Genomic DNA, 19,830 nt, shown 5'->3' with positions numbered 1-19,830 from the left:
AGCTGAAGGTTTTTTTTATTTATTCAATTCATAATACTTATTCAATTCACAAAATAGTGGTTAACGCCATTTCTTATATTGATTAATTAGATTATTAGTAGAATCATCGTGAGAACTCACCGGTTTATCATCAGCTAATTCCGGTAAAATTCGGCCAGCTAATTGCTTACCAAGCTCAACTCCCCATTGATCAAAACTAAAGATATTAAGAATAATACCTTGGGTAAAGATCTTATGTTCGTACATCGCGACTAGTGCCCCTAATGTATAAGGCGTGATTTTCTTGACTAAAATAGAGTTGGTTGGTTTGTTACCTTCAAAGACTTTAAATGGAACAATAGATTTAACTTCATCGAGTGTTTTACCCGCAGCAACAAACTCTTGTTCTACTTGTTGAGCTGTCTTACCAAAAGCTAAAGCTTCTGTTTGGGCAAAAAAGTTAGAAAGTAACTTCGGATGATGATCACCAACCGGATTGTGACTAATGGCTGGCGCAATAAAATCGCAAGGAATCAGTTTAGTACCTTGATGAATTAATTGATAAAAAGCATGCTGACCATTTGTTCCCGGCTCTCCCCAAATAATTGGGCCGGTTGTATAACCAGTTTTGTTACCATTACGATCAACACTTTTACCATTTGATTCCATATTACCTTGCTGGAAGTAGGCGGCAAAACGATGCATATATTGATCATAAGGTAGAATCGCTTCGGTTTCGGCACCATAAAAGTTATTGTACCAAATACCAATTAAAGCAAGTAAAGTCGGAATATTTTTTTCAATTGGTGCGCTTTGGAAATGTTTATCCATTGCATGGCCACCAGCTAAAAACTGTTTAAAGTTTTCAAAGCCAATTGAAAGGACAATCGATAAACCGATAGCTGACCAAGAAGAGTAACGACCACCTACCCAATCCCAAAACTCAAACATATTAGCTGTATCAATACCAAATTTTTCAACTTCTTTGGCATTAGTTGATAACGCCACAAAGTGAAGCGCAACGGCTTTCTCATCTTTTGCCGCATCAAGTAACCATTGACGAGCCGTTTGCGCATTGGTCATCGTTTCTTGAGTTGTAAACGTTTTTGAGGCAACTAAAAATAACGTAGTTTCTGGATTTAAACCCTTTAAAGCTTCAACAATATGCGTACCATCAACATTTGAAACAAAGTGCATAGTTAAATGATTTTTATAAGGTCTTAGCGCTTCGGTTATCATATGTGGCCCTAAATCTGAACCACCAATACCGATATTAACTACATCGGTAATTGCTTTACCAGTATAACCTTTCCACTCACCACTAATAATTTTTTTACTAAAGGATTCCATCTTAGCAAGCACTGCATTGACATCATCCATAACATTTTTACCATCAACATAAATTGGCGAATTTGATACATTACGAAGCGCAACATGCAAAACGGCGCGATTTTCTGTGCGATTAATTTTTTCACCGCTGTACATAGCCTTAATGGCACCATTTAAATCACATTCATCGGCAAGTTTATAAAGAATTTCTAATGTCTCTTGCGTTACACGATTTTTTGCAAGATCAACCAAGAACTCATCTTCAAAAGGAATACTTAACTTTTCAACTCGCTTAGGTTCATCTTTTAGAATTTGGGCAATGGTTTTAGCGTGATGCTTTTGATAACTAGCTTGAAGGGACTTCCAGGCGGAAGTAGTTGTTGGATCAATTGACTTTAACATGACTTATTCCTTAATTAATATAGCACTATTAACCATAATATAACTATGCCTAACATGATGCAAGATAAGGATTTATTCTTTCAAATTAAGTTAAAATAAAAAATAATAAATGTTATTTTCTTTTCCTAATCATATAACTTGAATATAATGTTACAGATAAGCCATTTAATACATATAACCGTTCAAAAAATAATTTTCTAACTAATTAGTACCATAAAATAACTAAATTTTTGACATTATTATATTAGGATATTTCATGCCAAATATTCAAACTCTAGTACCTGCATTAGATAAAATAGTACGCATTTGTGATTATTTAGATAATCACAAAGGTGCAACTTTTAGTCAAATATTTCAGGATCTTAATTTACCCAAAAGTAGTACTTCAACCCTACTTAATGCATTAGTTATGCATGGTATCTTGCGTCAAGATCAGAACCAGTATTATCTTGGATTAAAATTGCATGAATGGGGTGATAAATCGCTGGAACAGTTTGATATCACCAAAATAGCGGAACCGTTGATGTCAAAATTAAGAGATCAAACCAATTTAACTTGCCATCTAGGTGTGTTAGATGGTCTATATTCAGTCTATATTGCAAAAATTGAAAATGACCAAGCTATCGGTATTCGTACTTGGATAGGCAAAAAATTACCTCTGCATAGTTCCGGTATTGGTAAAGCATTGATAGCATGGTTACCAGATGAGAAAATCGATCAACTTATACCAGAAGATAAATTGGTTAAATATACCGACACCACAATTACCAGCAAAAAACAGTTAAAAAAAGAGCTAGCAAAAATTCGCTCGCAAGGTTGGGCCTATGACAATCAAGAAGATGTAAAAGGTGTTCATTGTATCGCTGCTCCTATTTTTAATAAAAATCATGAACCAATTGCGGCGATTAGTATTTCTGGGGTGCTTTTTCAACTACCGGTAGAGAAGATCGAAAAATATTCAGAGCTAGTGCGTAAAGCATGTCAACAACTGACTAGCAAGTTTCAATAATATTGAATCATTATGATTCAATATTATTTTAACTATTTTAATCCATAACTCATTAAGCTATCTTCTTAAATAGCTCAATAAGTTTTTGTTTATCAAAAAAGACGGGGTTAGCACCGGCACAAGCATCCTTCATTGAATTTTCTGCCAACAACTCAAAATCAGGATTATCGACGCCTAACTCCTTCAATGATTTAGGAATACCGACTTCTTGTGCCAAATCTTCAATTCTTTTTATCACATAATCAACACATTCTTGGTCGGTTTTATCTTTAGTATCTAATCCAATTGTTTCGGCAATCGCTCTAAATTTTTCTGGAGCATGTTTCGCATTTTCCTTTTCAACTACCGATAATAGCATCGCATTACAGACCCCATGAGGTAAATCATAAAGACCACCGAGTTGATGTGCCATCGCATGCACATTACCTAAACCCGCATTACTAAAAGCAATACCGTTTAAAAAGCAGGCATAACTCATCTGCTCTCTGGCTTCAATATCATTACCATTTTTAACCGCGCGCGCCAAATATTTAAAGGTTTGACCAATTGCATACAGTGCGGTCGAATCAGTGACATCCATCGCACCTTTAGCTACCACCGCTTCTATTGCATGAGTTAACGCATCCATACCGGTTGCTGCGGTTAAATTTGCTGGTTTAGAAATCATTAAATCGGGATCACTAACCGTTATTGATGCCAGTGTATTTGGATCGACCATAATCATTTTTACGTGTCTGCTTTCATCAGTAATCACGTAATTGATGGTAACTTCGGCAGAAGTACCTGCAGTGGTTGCTATTGCCACGATAGGTAAACATTTATGTTTACTTTTATGCATCCCTTCATAATCGGTAATTTTGCCACCATTAGTTGCTAACACCGCAACCGCTTTACCACAATCCTGAGGTGATCCACCACCAATGGAAACCACAAAATCACATTTAGATTCTTGACATAATTTTAGTGCATTTTCAACATTAGCAACGGTAGGATTTGGTTTAACATCATAAAAAATAACCGATTCAATTCCCTCTTTGGCTAAAATATCGACTACTCTATCTACCGTACCATTACCGACTAAAAACTTGTCACTAACCACAAATGCCTTTTGGCAATTTAGTTTTTTAACCGGTACCCCTAACTCAGATAGACATCCTTTTCCTAATAAATTAACGGGTGGAATGTAATAAATCATATTTACCTCTTTAATTAATCATATTTCAAAAAAAATCCCACAAAAAGAACTTAATTTCATTATACGGAAAAAATAAACTTGCCGAAAAAATATTTTTTACAATGAGAGGAGGATCACAAAATTAATTTTCTTTTGAATTAATGCATTGCAATTCAAAATTTTTTCCTCAATAATCCGTTCACAAGAAAGAAATAAAGTTCCATATTATGAACAAAGGAGAAAAAATGAGTTTAGCAAAATTTAAAGGGATATTTCCACCCGTGCCGACAATTGTAGATAAACATGGGGAACTGGATAAAAAAGGAATGGCTAATCTATTAGATCATCTGATCGATAGTGAAGCTGATGGCGTTTTGATTTTAGGGAGTGGTGGTGAATTTTGTCATATGCCACCGAAACTACGACTTGAAGTTGCTGAATTTGCGGTAAAACATATCAATAAACGCATTCCAGTGATGATTGGAATATCCAGTCCAAGTACCAAAGAAACTATTCAATATGGTCAACATGCAGCACAAATAGGCGCAGATGCCGTTTTAGTGGTCAATCCATATTATGCTTTATTGAATAGTGATGCCATTTATCACCATTATAAAACTGTCGCTGAAAATCTTGATATACCAGTGCTACTTTACAATTTCCCGGCATTAACCGGCCAAGATATTGGTATTGATGTTATTACTCGATTAGCCAAGGAGCAGCCAAATATTATTGGTTTGAAAGACACCATTGATAACATAAGCCATACCCGAGAAGTCATCAACAGGGTTCACGCCTTCCGTCCAGATTTTATCATCTTCAGTGGATTTGATGAATATATGTTAGACACGCTTATTCTTGGTGGTCATGGTGGCATTCCAGCAACATTTAATTTTGCCCCGAAAATCACCAAGGGAATTTATAAGGCATTCATTAAAAAAGATTACCAAACCGCATTTAAATTACAGCGTCAATTAGCAAAATTAATGCCGGTTTATGCGATTGAATCGCCTTTCTTTGGGGTTATTAAACAAGCTATCAAACTAACTGGAGTAGATATTTCAACTGAGGTTTTGGCGCCGGTAACAAAACTACCAAAAAACAAAAAAGACCTATTAATTCAAGTATTAGAGTCTGCTCAAATTCCTATTATAAATAAATAATTGGAGGCATCCATATGAATAATACAGAAGATAAAACAATTCCTAAAGGGCGTTGGAAACATATAATTCCGGCTACCATTCTGGTGTATATCGTGGCATATATGGACAGAACAAATATTGCCATTGGTATTGCCGGAGGAATGAATAAAGACTTAGGTATGACCGCGTCTTTCGCAGGTCTTGTCGCAGGGATCTTTTTTATTGGCTATATATTTTTACAAATTCCCGGTGGTCAAATCGCTGAACGCTATAGCGCCAAAAAATTTATCGCATGGACTATTGTTGTTTGGGGCGGTTTTGCTGCAATAACAGGATTTGTTCGAGATCCCATTCAATTACTTATCATACGTTTTATATTGGGGGTAGCTGAAGGGGGAGTATACCCTGCTATATTGGCATTGATTGGGCATTGGTTTCCAAATCATGAAAGAGCTAGAGCAATTGCATTTTTCCAAATGAATTTAGCGGCAGCATCTATCATTACCGGTCCATTATCTGGTTGGTTAATTGAAGCTTGGGGTTGGAGAGAAATGTTTATCATTGAAGGTATTATATCTTTAGCATTACTCTTTGTTTGGATGCCTCTTGTTTCTGATTATCCTCATCAAGCTAAATGGCTAGATCCTAAAGAATTAAATTGGTTAAACCAACAATTTGCCGAAGATAAAGCGCTTATAAAATTAGATGACAAAGCAAGTGTTAAAACAGTATTAAGTAGTATCAACTTATGGAAACTGGTTGCTATCTATTTCTTCTTCCAAATTGGTTTTTACGGTTTTGCCCTTTGGATGCCAATGTTAATTAAACAATTAACCGGTAGTGGTATGTCTATTGTTGGACTATTAACCGCAGCACCATACATTCTTTGTATATTTGGACAATACTATATTGCTAAATTATGTGACCAAACCATGAATCGTAGGCTCTATACTGCAATTCCTATGATTGGGTTTGCTGTATGTTTAACGTTATCTATATTATTAGAAAACAGTACATGGCTTGCTTATGGAATGATGGTTTTATGTGGCTTTTTCCTACAAGCATACGCCGGCCCATTTTGGACATTACCACCACTATTATTCCCATCAAATGTTTTAGGTGGAGTACGAGGAACAATCAATGCCCTTGGTAATCTAGGAGGATTTATCGGGCCATATCTAGTTGGTTTATTAACCGTTACCGTAAGTAAAAATGCAGGACTATATACCTTAGTTGGGGCTTTAATCATTGCAATTATTCTATTATTCACGCTACCTGCTGTAACCGCAAAACCAACAAAATAAAAAATTAAAAAAGCATTGGAGGAAATTATGCAACAAAAATGTAAATTTGCCAGGGATCTATGGTCACAATTAGATGCATTACGAATGGGCATGAATTATACCGTTGAAGATACTGAAAAACCACAAGTTCTTATTGATGACTGTTATGGAGAAAGTCATCCGGGTAGTTATCACCTCGATAGTTTAGGTTATGAAGTTGTTCTTGGCGTGCATGAACGAGGCGGTCGTTCAGTACGTAGCCATGTTACAGATATTTGTGATGGCTGGGGACAAGGTCATGATGGCATGAATTATATATTAGCCTCAAGGGAAGCGATTGCTAATATGGTCGAAATTCATGGTTCTGTCATACCATATGATGCAGCAGTACTTATTTCTAGTTGTGATAAATCAGTACCTGCTCACCTTATTGCAGCTGCACGACTTGACATACCGTTAGTTCATGTTCCTGGTGGTTCAATGCGCCCTGCTCCTAATATGACGACATCAGACTTAGGCGGTGCCACTGCACAATATAAAAAAGGTGAAATTGATATCAAACAAATTCAAACCTTACAAAGATGTGGTTGTCCTACCGCTGGTGCATGTCAATTCATGGGTACCGCAAGTACAATGCAATGCATGTCAGAAGCACTCGGGTTAGCACTACCAGGAAGCGCATTAGCACCTTCGACCATGTCTGAAATTCGCAGGATGGCTAGATCTGCAGGCCACCATGCCATGTATCTAGCTAAAGAAGGAATAACCTCTCGTAAAATACTTACACCTGCTGCATTTGAAAATGCCATTAAAGTACACGCTGCTATCAGTGGTAGTACAAATGCGCTGATTCATTTACCGGCTATCGCACATGCATCAGGATTTGAATTAACCGCAGATGTATTTGATCGAATTAATAACACCGTACCATACCTTACAAATGTGCAACCAAGCGGACAATATGTAACTGAATTATTATGGTTTGCTGGTGGTATTCCTATGGTTCAATGGATGATTAAGGATTTACTCGATCTTGATGTAATGACAGTTACAGGACAGTCTTTAGGTGATAATTTGGAAATGATGCAGCAAACCGGTTTCTTTGACCGTAATTTAGGCTATTTGCATAATTACAAATTAGAACGAAATGATTTAATTCGCCAACCTAACAAAGAAAAAATGGGATCCATCGCTGTTTTAAAAGGCAATATAGCGCCAGATGGTGCAGTTATAAAATATACTGCCTGTAGTCCTGATATGCATAAACATACTGGACCAGCCAAAGTTTATAATTCGGAAGAAGCAGCTCAAGAGGCTATTATTAATAATAAGGTTAATCCTGGTGATGTTATTTTCATTTGTTATGAAGGGCCAAAAGGTTCAGGTGCGCCAGAAATGCTAATGACCACAGATGCAATTGTCTTTGATAAGCGTCTTAATGGTAGTGTCGCATTGGTCACCGATGGACGTTTTTCGGGAGCAACACATGGTCCATGCATTGGTCACGTATCTCCTGAAGCTGCGGATGGCGGTCCAATTGCACTTGTTGAAGATAATGATATTGTCGAAATCGATGTGCATGCTAGAAAACTTAATATTATTGGTATTAATGGTGAAATTAAATCTGCAGAAGAAATTGCTGAAATATTTACTAAACGTAAGCAAAAATGGACACCTCCCGATTATTCAAAACGAAAAGGGGTATTTAAACAATATACAGAAAGAGCTAAATCATTAATGGCCGGTGCCTATATAGAATAAAATTGATACAAAGTGCCACCTATCACATTGGTGGCATTTCAAATCATTCACGCTAAAATTTACCTTTAATTATCTCAATTAATATCCTATTTTTTAATACTAAAAACTTATCTATAAAGTTATAGTAGTAAATATTATCTTATTGAGTAATAATGATTATACTACCTGTCTCACAATTAAAAATTATTTAAAAAAGCGAGAAACTAAGTGCTAGTAGCGAATAATAATGATGATAATCTTTTGCAAGATCTTATTATCTATTGGACAAACCGAGCGAAAGGATACAGCCAAACTAACCAAGACGAACTGGCAACGGATAAAAGAAAAATCTGGCAAAAGTTAATCTTAAACCATGCTCCTAACAAAAATAAATTGCGGATATTAGACATTGGAACCGGTCCTGGTTTTTTGGCGATTACCTTAGCTTTAGCGGGCCATGAAGTAACCGCAGTTGATGTTACTCAAGCGATGATAGATCAAGCAAAAGACAATGCCTCGCAATATCGGGTAAAAGTGAATTTTGTTTTATCAGATGTTCATTGCTTACCGTTTGACGATAATCATTTTGATTTAATTGTGTTACGTAATGTAACTTGGAACCTAAGTAATCCCACAGTAGCTTATCAAGAATGGTTTCGGGTACTAAATTCTCAAGGAAAATTACTTAATTTTGATGCAAACTGGTACTTATTTCTTTTTAATAAAGATCTTCATTCACAATACATGCAAGACCGAGAAAATACAGCCAATTGTGGTATAGACGATCATTATCGCCAAACCGATACCCACGAAATGGAACGGATCGCCAGATTACTACCGTTAAGTCAAAAAATCAGACCTGAATGGGATATGAATATCCTACAATCAATCGGCTATAAAAATATTCATATTCACAAAGATATATCCAAGATAGTTTGGGATGAAATTGAACAAATTAATTATCATTCAACACCAATGTTTTTAATAATGGCGGAAAAAGCGTAAAAATATATTTTACATAGAAATATGATTACTTTAGTTACTGAGATTTCTTTGTAAAAATAATTAAGGCGTCTATACCATTACGCTAATATTTGAATATTATCTTATTGGCGACTATTAAATCGGTTTTAATTAAAAACGCTTCATGGTATCACTGCAATTTAAAGCATAACCCTCTCATTTGATATCTTTGATAAATTTATCCATTTTAAATTCCTCTATACTGGAATAAAACGAAAAATTCCAATATAGAGGAATAACCATTTGTTAATTATAAATTTTTTATGATCAACTTCACAATTATGCGATTAAATAGTTGTGCCCAGATTTGATAAACGTAAAATCGACCCATCCAATATACAGGATTAAAGTACAATATATAGGAATGTATGTCTAAAGTACCGGCTTTACAAAGAACAATAAAAATACTTAACTTTATCTCTTCTAAAGGAAGGTGTAGTGCTGCCGAAATAATCAGCAGTCTACAAATACCGAAAAGTTCCGCTTATCTTTTATTAGAAGAACTAAAGTCCTATCAATTTATTAAACAAGATCAGAATGGTGACTATTTTTTATGGATCAAATTGGTCGAGTTAGGTGAACTTGCTTCAAATTGTTTTGATATTAGAGAAATAGCCAAAAAACATCTTGCCAGATTAACCAATAACACCGGGCTTTTAACTCATTTAGGCATTTTAGACAATAAAACCGCTTACTATATTTTGAAATGTGAATCACACAGCACAATCAGTGTTCGTTCTTATGTAGGTAAACAAGTTTCCCTTTACCGTTCAGGGGTAGGTAAGTGCTTATTAGCCTTCCAACCAAGCGAAAAAATAACTGAAATCGTAAACCAGATTACCTTCGAACAAAAAACCGCAAATACAATTATGACATCGAGTTCACTACATACTGAACTGGCCAAGATTCGCCAACAAGGTTGTAGTTTTGATAATGAAGAAGATTATATCAATATCAGATGTATAGCAGCACCTATATTTAATGCACAAAATAATATTGCTGCGGCAATATCAGCGGTAGGAACAACATTTCAAATAACCGACCATGTATTACCGCAAATTACGATTAAAATCAAGGAGTGTGCAAAAGATATCTCAAAAGAATTGGGTTGTCTTATGTACGAATAATTTTTGTAACATTAAAGGAGAAAGTAAATGAAGCTACCAAAAATAAAAGAAGTACGAGCTTATTTTATGGGAGGAGCAACCGCCAAAAAAGGGAGTGGCGGGGCAGACTATCACGATCAGGGCGGCCACCACTGGATCGACGACCATATCGCCACGCCAATGAGCAAGTATAAAGAGTATGAGCAATCACGTCAATCTTTTGGTATTAACGTTCTTGGAACACTTATTGTCGAAGTTGAAGCTGATAATGGACAAATTGGCTTTGCCGTATCAACTGGCGGAGAAATGGGATGTTTTATTGTTGAAAAACATCTAAATAGATTTATTGAAGGAAAATGTGTTTCTGATATCAAACTAATTCACGACCAAATGATGAATGCCACCATGTATTATTCTGGTTCAGGTGGTTTAGTGATGAACACGATATCATGTGTTGATTTAGCCCTTTGGGATCTATTTGGTAAAGTGACTGATCTACCTGTCTATAAATTATTAGGTGGTGCAGTTCGTGATGAAATTCAATTTTATACAACTGGTGCTCGCCCCGATTTGGCAAAAGAGATGGGCTTTATTGGTGGCAAGATGCCTACCCATTGGGGACCTCATGACGGTGATCAAGGCATCAAAAAAGATGCGCAAATGGTTGCCGACATGCGCGAAAAGTGCGGACCTGATTTTTGGCTCATGCTTGATTGCTGGATGAGTCAAGACGTAAATTACGCCACAAAACTTGCTTATGCTTGTGCGCCTTATAACTTAAAATGGATTGAAGAATGTTTACCTCCGCAACAATATGAAGGATACCGAGAGTTAAAACGCAATGCACCGCCAGGAATGATGGTGACCTCTGGTGAACATCATGGAACAATTCAATCATTTAGAACATTATCTGAAACTGGAATTGATATCATGCAACCCGATGTTGGTTGGTGTGGTGGCTTAACCACCTTACTTGAAATTGCTGCAATTGCGAAATCAAAAGGACAGCTGGTCGTACCTCATGGTTCATCCGTTTATTCTCACCATGCAGTAATTACCTTCACAAATACCCCATTTAGTGAGTTTTTAATGACAAGTCCGGATTGTTCAACACTCCGTCCACAATTTGATCCAATATTGATTGATGAACCGGTTCCTGTAAATGGAAAAATTCATAAATCGGTACTGGATAAACCTGGATTTGGTGTTGAATTAAATCGTGGATGTAAATTAATTCGTCCTTATTCTCATTAATTATATGAGGGAAAAGAAGTTTATTTATTGATTTATTGCAGTTTTAAAGGAGTTTAAAACTGCGATTTTAGATTAAATAAAATTATTTTCCTCATCTGCACATTATTTATATCTCTGTCATTTTTATGGAGAGGGGGGGTTTTTTATGTCTAATATTCTCGAAAAAGCGGTAAGCAAAACCCGTTTAAGACTGGTGCCATTCATGTTAATACTCTATGTATTAGCATTTTTAGACCGTGCAAATATTGGTTTTGCCAAATCGGCATATCAATTAGATACCGGACTAAGTAATGAAGCATTTGCACTTGGAGCAGGTATTTTCTTCGTGGCTTATGCCTTTTTAGGCGCACCAGCCAATTTATTAATGCGTAAATTTGGTGCTCGTTACTGGATTGGCGGTACAACTTTAGTATGGGGATTATTATCCGCGGCCATGGCTTATGCTGATTCTGAATGGAAATTTTTAACGGTTCGTGTACTACTTGGTATGGCTGAAGCTGGTTTCTTCCCTGGTATGATCTATTTAACTTCGCAATGGTTCCCACAAAAACATCGTGCCGGAATAATGGGGTTATTTTATATGGGGGCACCTTTGGCGTTAACATTTGGCTCACCGCTATCAGGGGCTTTGTTAGAGATGCATGGCTTTTTAGATCATCCTGGTTGGTACTGGATGTTTATTATCGAAGGTATTCTTGCTGTTATAGCAGGTGTTGTCACTTTTATTTACCTTGATGACAAGATCAGTAATGCTAGATTTTTAAATAAAGATGAAAAACAAGCATTACAAGAAAAATTATCATCAGAAGAGAGTGTCAAAACCACCTCTAAAATAATTGATGCTATCAGTAATGTCACCGTTTGGCATCTAGCCATTATTTACATGATAATTCAAATAAGTGTTTACGGGCTTATTTTCTTTTTACCAACACAAGTTGCTCAATTAATGGGAACAACGGTTGGTTTTAAAGCCTCACTGGTCGCAGCAATTCCTTGGATTGCTGCATTATTCGGTACTTATTTTATTCCTCGATATTCAGACAAAGTTGGAGAAAGGAGAAATATCGCTGCGATAACATTATTGGTAGCGGGTTTAGGTATTGGAATTTCCGCACTAGCTAGCCCTATCATTGCAATTATTGCTCTTTGTTTTGCCGCAATTGGTTTTATTGCGGTACAACCTGTTTTTTGGACTATACCAACCAACCTGTTATCTGGAGCAGCCCTAGCTGCTGGCATAGGATTTATTAATATGTTTGGGGCATTTGGTGGTTTTTTCGCGCCAATTATTCGGGTAAAAGCAGAAACGCTTTTTGATAACAATATAGCAGGTTTACTAACTTTAGCAGTGATAACAATAGTCGGCACTATCACTATATTCATGCTAAAACAAACTAACAAAAATAGTTAACCAACTGAGCTTATTGATTTTATCAATAAGCTCCTAATACATTAGGAATAACATAATGAAAAAACTATTGGAAAACAAATTCAAACAAGAAATTACTCAAGGAAATTTACAAATTGGTCTTTGGTTATCTTCAGCGACATCTTATATGGCTGAAATTGCTGCAACCTCAGAATATGATTGGTTACTACTTGATGGTGAACATGCGCCAAATACTGCACAAACACTACTTACTCAATTACAAGCAATCGCCCCCTATGCCAGCCATCCTGTAGTACGACCTTTAGAAGGCAGTCAGGCTAACATTAAACAGATTCTAGATATTGGTTCTCAGACTTTATTAATACCGATGGTCGAAACAGGTGAACAAGCCAAAGCTGTCGTTTCAGCGACACGTTATCCACCCGAAGGCACTCGAGGTGTAGGCGCCAGTGTGGCAAGAGCCGCTCGCTGGGGTAAAATTGAAAACTACATGCAACAAGTCAACGATTCACTCTGTCTATTAGTACAAGTTGAAAGTAAAAAAGCCCTCGAAAATCTTGATGAAATCGTCATGACCGACGGGGTAGATGGCGTATTTATTGGCCCTGCCGATTTATCGGCATCCTTAGGTTATCCTGATAATGCTGGACATCCAGATGTACAAAAAATTATCGAAAAAACAATTAAAAGGATTAGGCAATTAGGTAAAGCGGCTGGATTTTTAGCGGTTGATATCGAAATGGCGCAAAAATGTATCTCATGGGGAGCAAATTTCGTTGCTGTTGGCGTGGATACCATGTTGTATATGCAGGCGATTGATGAACGATTAAAACACTTTAAACAGTTAAAAAAACCCAATAAATCATCTTCAGTTGCATATTAATAAAGAAAGAGGTTAAAAATGAGTCATAGAATGATTTTGAATCAAACCGCATATTTTGGGGTGAATTCAATCAATAATATTATCGATGAAGTAAAAAAACGTGGCTATCAAAAAGCTTTAGTGGTTACTGATAAAGAACTGATTAAATTTAACGTGGCAACTAAGGTTACTGAGTTACTTAATTCGGCAAAATTAGATTATCAAATATTTGATGAAGTTATGCCGAATCCAACAATAAGTATAGTAAAACAAGGAATAGAGATATTTAAGCAATCAAATGCAGACTATCTAATAGCGATTGGTGGTGGGTCACCGCAAGATACCGCTAAAGCGATTGGAATTGTGATAAATAATCCTGAATTTTCTGATATTCGTAGTTTAGAAGGTTTAGCGCAAACCAAAAAACCATCGATCCCAATCATTGCTATTCCGACAACATCAGGAACAGCAGCAGAAGTGACTATCAATTATGTGATTACCGATGAAGAGAATAAAAGAAAATTTGTCTGCGTGGATCCTCACGATATACCGGTTCTCACTTTGGTTGATCCTAATATGATGATGAGTATGCCAGCTAGTTTAAAAGCAGCAACCGGTATTGACGCGCTTACTCATGCAATAGAAGGCTATATCACGAAAGGTGCATGGGAGATGAGTGATATGTTTCATTTGAAAGCCATTGAAATTATCTCTCGTTCACTACGCGATTCAGTAAATGGCGATCTTAATGCCGTTGAGCAAATGGCTTTAGGTCAATATATTGCCGGAATGGGATTCTCCAATGTTGGCCTCGGCTTAGTTCATGGTATGGCGCATCCATTGGGTGCTTTTTATAATGTTCCTCATGGTGTTGCTAATGCAATATTACTTCCACATATCATGCAATATAATGCACCATACACCGGTGAAAAATATCGGCATATAGCCAAAGCAATGGGGATAAGAAATAGTGAAGAGATGTCGATTGAAGATGCTCGAAATGCAGCCGTGAATGCCGTTTTTCAGTTAAATCATGACGTCAAAATACCCACAAATTTACATATGGTTGGCGTAAAGAAGGAAGATATAACAGCACTAGCCGAAGCAGCCTATGCTGATGTGTGTACTCAAGGAAATCCAAGAGAAACAAACCTATCAGATATTGAAAAATTATATCACTCTGTTTTTTAATTTTAGTTATTTACTTTGTATGAATAGCAATAGTTAATGATTATCAAATAGATGGAGTTATTCATTTAATAAATCCATCTATCATCTATCGTTAACGTTAATCGTTAATCGTTAATCGTTAATCATCAATTGTCAAATTACGAGTCGTTAAATCAAACGGTGTTAATTGATAAACGTAATAGTTAAGCCAATTACTAAATAGTAAATAGGCATGACTTCGCCATGTCGCTTTTGGCGTTAAATCGGGATTATTTTCTGGGAAGTAGTTATAAGGGATCTCAGGATTTATACCGGCTTTTAAGTCACGAGAATATTCATTAGCCAAAGTAAATGAGTCATATTCAGGATGACCGGTTACAAACGCCATTCGTTTATCGGCGGTTGCCATTAAGTATGGACCTGTGATTTCTGACTCAGCTAAGATATTTAAATCGGTATAGTTTTTAATTTTATCCATTGGAAAATCAGCATTACGCGAATGTGGTGCTAGAAACGTATCGTCAAAACCTCGGGTTAAAATCGCATTTGGTTGCAAGATTTGGTGTTGATAAACGCCAGATAACTTTTGTGAACGGGTGAATTTCGGCAAATCATAGAGTACATTTAAAGCCGCTTGCACCGCCCAGCAAACAAACATGGTTGAGGTTACATGATCTTTCGCCCAAGTAATTATTTCAGCTAACTTTGGCCAATAGACCACATCGGAAAAAGCAACTTTACCTAATGGTGCGCCAGTGATAATTAGACCATCGAAATTCTGTTCACGAATATCCTCAAAATCACAATAAAAACTATTTAAATGCTCTACAGGGGTATTTTTTGACTCACGTTGATCAATACGTAGTAGTTGAATATTGACTTGTAAAGATGAATTAGAGAGTAGCCGTAAAAACTGATTTTCAGTTTCAATCTTTTTAGGCATTAAATTTAAAAAAAGAAGCTTTAATGGACGAATTTCTTGAGTATTAGCACGCGTTGAGGTCATCACAAATACATTTTCATTACGTAATACATCTACTGCCGGTAATGAATCAGGAATACAGATAGGCATATCAAAAGCTCCTATTAATTACTTTTTATATTAATTATTTTTTATATTAATTACTTTTTATAATTTTTGAGATAGACGTCTAGAAATCTATATAGCTAAATATAGTGGGTTTTAGAAAATTTGTCGAGCGTTTTTATTAGAAATAATAGCCAGGATATTGCCAACAAAATCAGAATAATAGCAAACTAATTGGATTTAACTGTTAACCGTTATCGATAATCTATATAGCAAAGAGGTGAATTTAAATGGCTCGGGTATCGGTCCGCCAAGTATCTGCGGTTAACGCCTCACCAAAATAGCTATTGATAAGTTTTTGTGTGATTTCACTTAGTGGCGACGCCAAAACTTCAGCAGTATTACCATATTCAACCAATTCACCATTATGCATAACGATAATTTGGTCACTAATATGTTTCATCATGCCAATATCTTGTGTGACATAGACATAAGATATATTTTGTTCTTGTTGTAGCGACAGCATCAAATTAACAATTTGTGAACGCATTGAGATATCTAAAGCCGCTAAAGCTTCATCAAGAATAATCACTTTTGGTTTTAAAATTAAAGCTCTAGCTAACGCAACGCGTTGTTTTTGCCCGGCAGCCATCACAGATGGATAATAAGAGGCGTGTTCTGGCAATAAACCTACTTGTTTTAAAACATCATTAATCAATTTTTCTCGTTCGTGAGCGGTATAATTGGCATTGCGTTTAAGTGGAATTTCCAGTAATTGACCAATGCGAAGTCTTGGATCAAAAGAACTTTCCACATGTTGGAATATCATGCGAATCAGTTGCGAACGATGCCCATAATCGCCATATTCAACTTTATTACCATCGATCCAAATATCGCCACTGTCTGGCTTTATCATACCCACCAACATTTTAGCTAATGTCGATTTTCCGGAACCATTTTGCCCAATAATGGCTAAGGTTTTACCTTCGTTAAGCGAGAACGACAAGGGTTTGACGGCATCAATTTGTAAATGACCAAAGAGTCCTTTAGGGATTTTAAATCGTTTTGATAAATTGCGAACTTTTAATATTGGGTTCATTAACTATTCCTATATCTCAAATTACTCATCAGTATTTAATGGAAAATGGCAGGCTACCGAATGATCTTTGATTGGGATAAGTTCTGGTGCTTGTATACATTTTTTTTGCGCATAAGGGCAACGCGGCCCTAAGCGGCAACCAATAGGTAAATGTTCTAATGATGGAATAACCCCAGGTAAGGTATTTAAAGGGCTTTTATGCGGCATCGCTTTACCAAAATCAGGAATCGCATAAATCAATGCCTGCGTATATGGGTGATAAGGTGATTTAATTAAATCTTCACTATCAGCTACCTCAACGGTTTGTCCGCAATATAGGACATTGATACGATCAGTCCAGCGAGTAACCATCTGTAGATCATGGCTAATAAGTAAAATCGTCGTCCCCATATTTTGATTCATACTGGCCAGCAATCTGAAAATTTGCGCTTCGGTGGTCGCTTCCATGGCGTTAGTTGGTTCATCGGCAATCAGTAATTTAGGTTGATTGGCTAATGCTATAGCAATCATCACTTTTTGACATTCACCTTCGGTTAATTCAAATGGATAGGATTTGAGGATCTCTTTATGATCTTTAATCCCAACGCGATGCAATAATTCAACTGCGCGATTCTTACGCCAAAATAGGCGTTGCCACCAATGGCCTTTAAAGGTTCTGCGAGGAATGGCTTCAATTAACTGTTGGCCGATTTTCATCGAAGGATCCAAGCAAGATTGCGGCTCTTGGAACACCATCGAAATATTATCACTTATCACTTTTCGCCGTTGTTTGGCGGTCAATTTAAGCAAATCGACATCATTAAAATGGAAACGATCAGCGGAGATCTTCCAATTATGGTTATTCACACCTAATATCGCTTTGGCGATCAGGCTTTTACCGGAACCCGACTCTCCAACCAAACCTCGGATTTCGCCTTCTGATAACTTCAAATTAACCCGATCAATTGCCCGCAACAGGCCATCAGGAGTAATAAACTCAATGGTTAAATTGCGAATGTCTAATAATGCCATAATTAATGCCCTACTCGCTGGCCATATAATCCAAAATTGAATAAATAAACCAACGTAATTGTAGCAGAAACAGCAATACCCGGTGCTAAAAAAGCCAGCAAATTAACATCAATAATGTCTTTCATTTTAAACATCATCATGCCTAAGTCCGGCCGAGAAAAGTCATTAGCAAAGCCTAAAAAGGTAATGGTAGTAATAGCTAAAATAACCGAACCAAATAATGAAACCACTTCAGCTAAGTAAACCGGTAAAATATTGGGGATAATATAGTGATTTAAAATCGAAAATGAAGATAAGCCATCTAAACGATATGCCGTAATATAGGTTTTATTCCACTCTTTTATAACCCGTTGATGGATATTATAAATAAAGCGCGGTGCATAGGATAAACCAATCACAATTAATATATTGGTAATATCATCTTCCAATAACAAACTGATAACAATTACCCCAAGCAATGGCGGTACTACCATAAAAAATCTAAAGATAAATAGAATAAAAGGCCGGATAAATGTGACAAAAAACATTAAATAGTTAATTACGCCACCGATTATAATGACATAAAAAACTGCTTTTAGCGTCATTACAATCGTTGACCGATAACCTATTAATAAATAGTCAAAAATATCCTGCCCTTGCTCAGTAGTTCCTAAAATATGATTAATATCACCATTAGGCCACCAAGCTGGCGGTAAGGAGCTTACATAGATGGGATTTAAATGCGCATGAAAGAACCATTTGGTTGATAATGCAATAAAAGCAATTGCTAAAATCCCATAAAAACTGACAATCAGATATAAATTGCTATGAAGTCGATGGAAGCACGAATTTATTCGCTTACCTAACTGAATTATCCTAGACATAATGTTCCTTATGACGTAATGGATAAATAGCAATAGCCGTTATCTCACCTAATAAAGTTAATAAGCTTATTACCGTTCCACACGCAAGAATGGCTATCGAAATAATAAAATAATTATGATTACGATACGCCATCATCACCCATTGACCTAAACCAACTCGATTAAATAAGATTTCTATCACCATGGTAAAAAACAGTAAAGTCGTGGTGTTATAGGTCAATTGTGGAATGGTAGCCGGAATTGAATTGGGTAATAAATGCCGACGTAATACTTTAAACGGCGAACGTTCCCGAATAATTGCCATTTTAATATAGTTTTGCCTTGAGGTATTTTTGACGTTTTCACTCACCAGCTGAATGGTCATAATACTTGGCTGTATAGCTAAAATAATGGTTGGCAAAAGTAAATAGTGAAGCTGATCTAACAATGCTTTTAATTTTTCTGGCCTTGATGAGATTAAAATATCAAGCAAAGAGCTACCCGTTACTGATGGTGGTATATCAAAGTTCATAGAAATCGACCATTTCGCCGAAAGATAATACATCACAATTGTTGCCAACATCACAATCGGGCAAGAATAAAATATCAAACTCGCTAAGCGAATAGTGGCATTCAACCAATTTATATTACTTAATCCAAGAAAAATACCTAACGGTAAACCGACAAGTAATGCCACCAATAACGCTAAAATACATAGCTCAAACGTTGTTAATAGGGTATCTAAAAATGGTAAAGTTTCACCAGATGCTAAACGAAATTGACCTTGTAGTAACTGTTTAAAAAAAGCACTATAGGCATCAATAAAAGTTAAATCACTAAAAATAGATTGAGGAACAAAGTAAACCAGACAGAAGCTAATCTGGGCAAGTACGCAGATAATGAATAAAAACGTCACTATTTTTTTTAAAATATAGATAATCATTGTTTATCTTTATCATGAATTAAAAACAACGGTGATATCCATCAC

The 19,830-nt window shown here is 36.2% G+C and carries 17 protein-coding genes; 10 read left to right on the top strand and 7 right to left on the bottom strand.

Features of this window, described 5'->3' with window-relative positions; all coding sequences use genetic code 11:
- Positions 1-60 precede the first annotated feature (60 nt).
- Positions 61-1,710 (bottom strand): glucose-6-phosphate isomerase, encoded by a 1,650-nt coding sequence (gene pgi, locus AC5LXV_RS03530; RefSeq protein ID WP_110424324.1) that lies wholly within the window; start codon positions 1,708-1,710, stop codon positions 61-63.
- Between the two features lie 256 nt (positions 1,711-1,966).
- Between pgi and AC5LXV_RS03525 the strand changes: the two genes are divergently transcribed.
- Positions 1,967-2,719 (top strand): IclR family transcriptional regulator, encoded by a 753-nt coding sequence (locus AC5LXV_RS03525; RefSeq protein ID WP_034883954.1) that lies wholly within the window; start codon positions 1,967-1,969, stop codon positions 2,717-2,719.
- A gap of 52 nt (positions 2,720-2,771) precedes the next feature.
- On the opposite strand, the gene AC5LXV_RS03520 is transcribed toward AC5LXV_RS03525, so the two are convergent.
- On the bottom strand, positions 2,772-3,914 hold the full coding sequence (locus AC5LXV_RS03520; protein WP_110434566.1) for an iron-containing alcohol dehydrogenase: 1,143 nt from the start codon (positions 3,912-3,914) through the stop codon (positions 2,772-2,774).
- A 224-nt stretch (positions 3,915-4,138) separates the two neighbouring features.
- Here AC5LXV_RS03520 and AC5LXV_RS03515 point away from each other — a divergent pair, with 224 nt between their 5' ends.
- The 9 genes from AC5LXV_RS03515 (at position 4,139) to fucO (ending at position 14,884) form a co-directional block, all read left to right on the top strand.
- A complete protein-coding gene (locus AC5LXV_RS03515) occupies positions 4,139-5,056 on the top strand; it encodes a dihydrodipicolinate synthase family protein (RefSeq protein WP_110424326.1) in 918 nt (305 codons plus the stop codon).
- A 14-nt stretch (positions 5,057-5,070) separates the two neighbouring features.
- Positions 5,071-6,339 carry an MFS transporter gene (locus AC5LXV_RS03510; RefSeq protein WP_086358802.1) on the top strand — a complete coding sequence of 423 codons (1,269 nt, stop codon included), beginning with the start codon at positions 5,071-5,073 and terminating at the stop codon, positions 6,337-6,339.
- Between the two features lie 27 nt (positions 6,340-6,366).
- The gene (gene ilvD, locus AC5LXV_RS03505; protein WP_086365903.1) at positions 6,367-8,079 is read left to right on the top strand and encodes a dihydroxy-acid dehydratase; all 1,713 of its coding nucleotides are present in this window, start codon (positions 6,367-6,369) and stop codon (positions 8,077-8,079) included.
- 207 nt (positions 8,080-8,286) lie between these two features.
- Positions 8,287-9,063 (top strand): class I SAM-dependent methyltransferase, encoded by a 777-nt coding sequence (locus tag AC5LXV_RS03500; RefSeq protein WP_493445781.1) that lies wholly within the window; start codon positions 8,287-8,289, stop codon positions 9,061-9,063.
- Positions 9,064-9,449: 386 nt separating this feature from the next.
- Positions 9,450-10,208: an IclR family transcriptional regulator gene (locus AC5LXV_RS03495; protein ID WP_110424329.1), complete on the top strand. Its 759-nt coding sequence runs from the start codon at positions 9,450-9,452 to the stop codon at positions 10,206-10,208.
- Between the two features lie 27 nt (positions 10,209-10,235).
- Positions 10,236-11,441, top strand: a complete 1,206-nt coding sequence (gene rhmD / locus AC5LXV_RS03490; protein WP_493467391.1) for an L-rhamnonate dehydratase — start codon at positions 10,236-10,238, stop codon at positions 11,439-11,441.
- A gap of 145 nt (positions 11,442-11,586) precedes the next feature.
- Positions 11,587-12,852, top strand: a complete 1,266-nt coding sequence (locus AC5LXV_RS03485) for an MFS transporter (protein WP_493467390.1) — start codon at positions 11,587-11,589, stop codon at positions 12,850-12,852.
- A gap of 55 nt (positions 12,853-12,907) precedes the next feature.
- The gene (yfaU, locus tag AC5LXV_RS03480; RefSeq protein ID WP_493467389.1) at positions 12,908-13,714 is read left to right on the top strand and encodes a 2-keto-3-deoxy-L-rhamnonate aldolase; all 807 of its coding nucleotides are present in this window, start codon (positions 12,908-12,910) and stop codon (positions 13,712-13,714) included.
- An 18-nt stretch (positions 13,715-13,732) separates the two neighbouring features.
- Positions 13,733-14,884 carry a lactaldehyde reductase gene (fucO, locus tag AC5LXV_RS03475; RefSeq protein ID WP_493467388.1) on the top strand — a complete coding sequence of 384 codons (1,152 nt, stop codon included), beginning with the start codon at positions 13,733-13,735 and terminating at the stop codon, positions 14,882-14,884.
- A gap of 118 nt (positions 14,885-15,002) precedes the next feature.
- Here fucO and metA read toward each other — a convergent pair whose 3' ends face one another.
- The 5 genes from metA to AC5LXV_RS03450 all read right to left on the bottom strand — a co-directional run bounded on the left by metA (position 15,003) and on the right by AC5LXV_RS03450 (position 19,785).
- Positions 15,003-15,935, bottom strand: coding sequence for a homoserine O-succinyltransferase MetA (metA, locus tag AC5LXV_RS03470; protein WP_493453114.1), 933 nt, complete (start codon positions 15,933-15,935; stop codon positions 15,003-15,005).
- Positions 15,936-16,176: 241 nt separating this feature from the next.
- Positions 16,177-16,989 (bottom strand): peptide ABC transporter ATP-binding protein, encoded by an 813-nt coding sequence (locus AC5LXV_RS03465; RefSeq protein ID WP_034883755.1) that lies wholly within the window; start codon positions 16,987-16,989, stop codon positions 16,177-16,179.
- Between the two features lie 21 nt (positions 16,990-17,010).
- Positions 17,011-18,000, bottom strand: coding sequence for a putrescine export ABC transporter ATP-binding protein SapD (gene sapD / locus AC5LXV_RS03460; protein ID WP_034883756.1), 990 nt, complete (start codon positions 17,998-18,000; stop codon positions 17,011-17,013).
- Positions 18,001-18,002: 2 nt separating this feature from the next.
- Positions 18,003-18,863 carry an ABC transporter permease subunit gene (locus AC5LXV_RS03455; protein WP_493467387.1) on the bottom strand — a complete coding sequence of 287 codons (861 nt, stop codon included), beginning with the start codon at positions 18,861-18,863 and terminating at the stop codon, positions 18,003-18,005.
- Entirely contained in the window at positions 18,856-19,785 is a 930-nt protein-coding gene (locus AC5LXV_RS03450) for an ABC transporter permease subunit (RefSeq protein WP_110434573.1), read from the bottom strand. Before AC5LXV_RS03450 ends, AC5LXV_RS03455 begins: the two co-directional genes overlap by 8 nt.
- Positions 19,786-19,830 lie beyond the last annotated feature (45 nt).

It is taken from the genome of Gilliamella sp. LMG 34359, from assembly GCF_984569085.1.
This window is presented reverse-complemented; position numbering and strand designations above follow the sequence as displayed.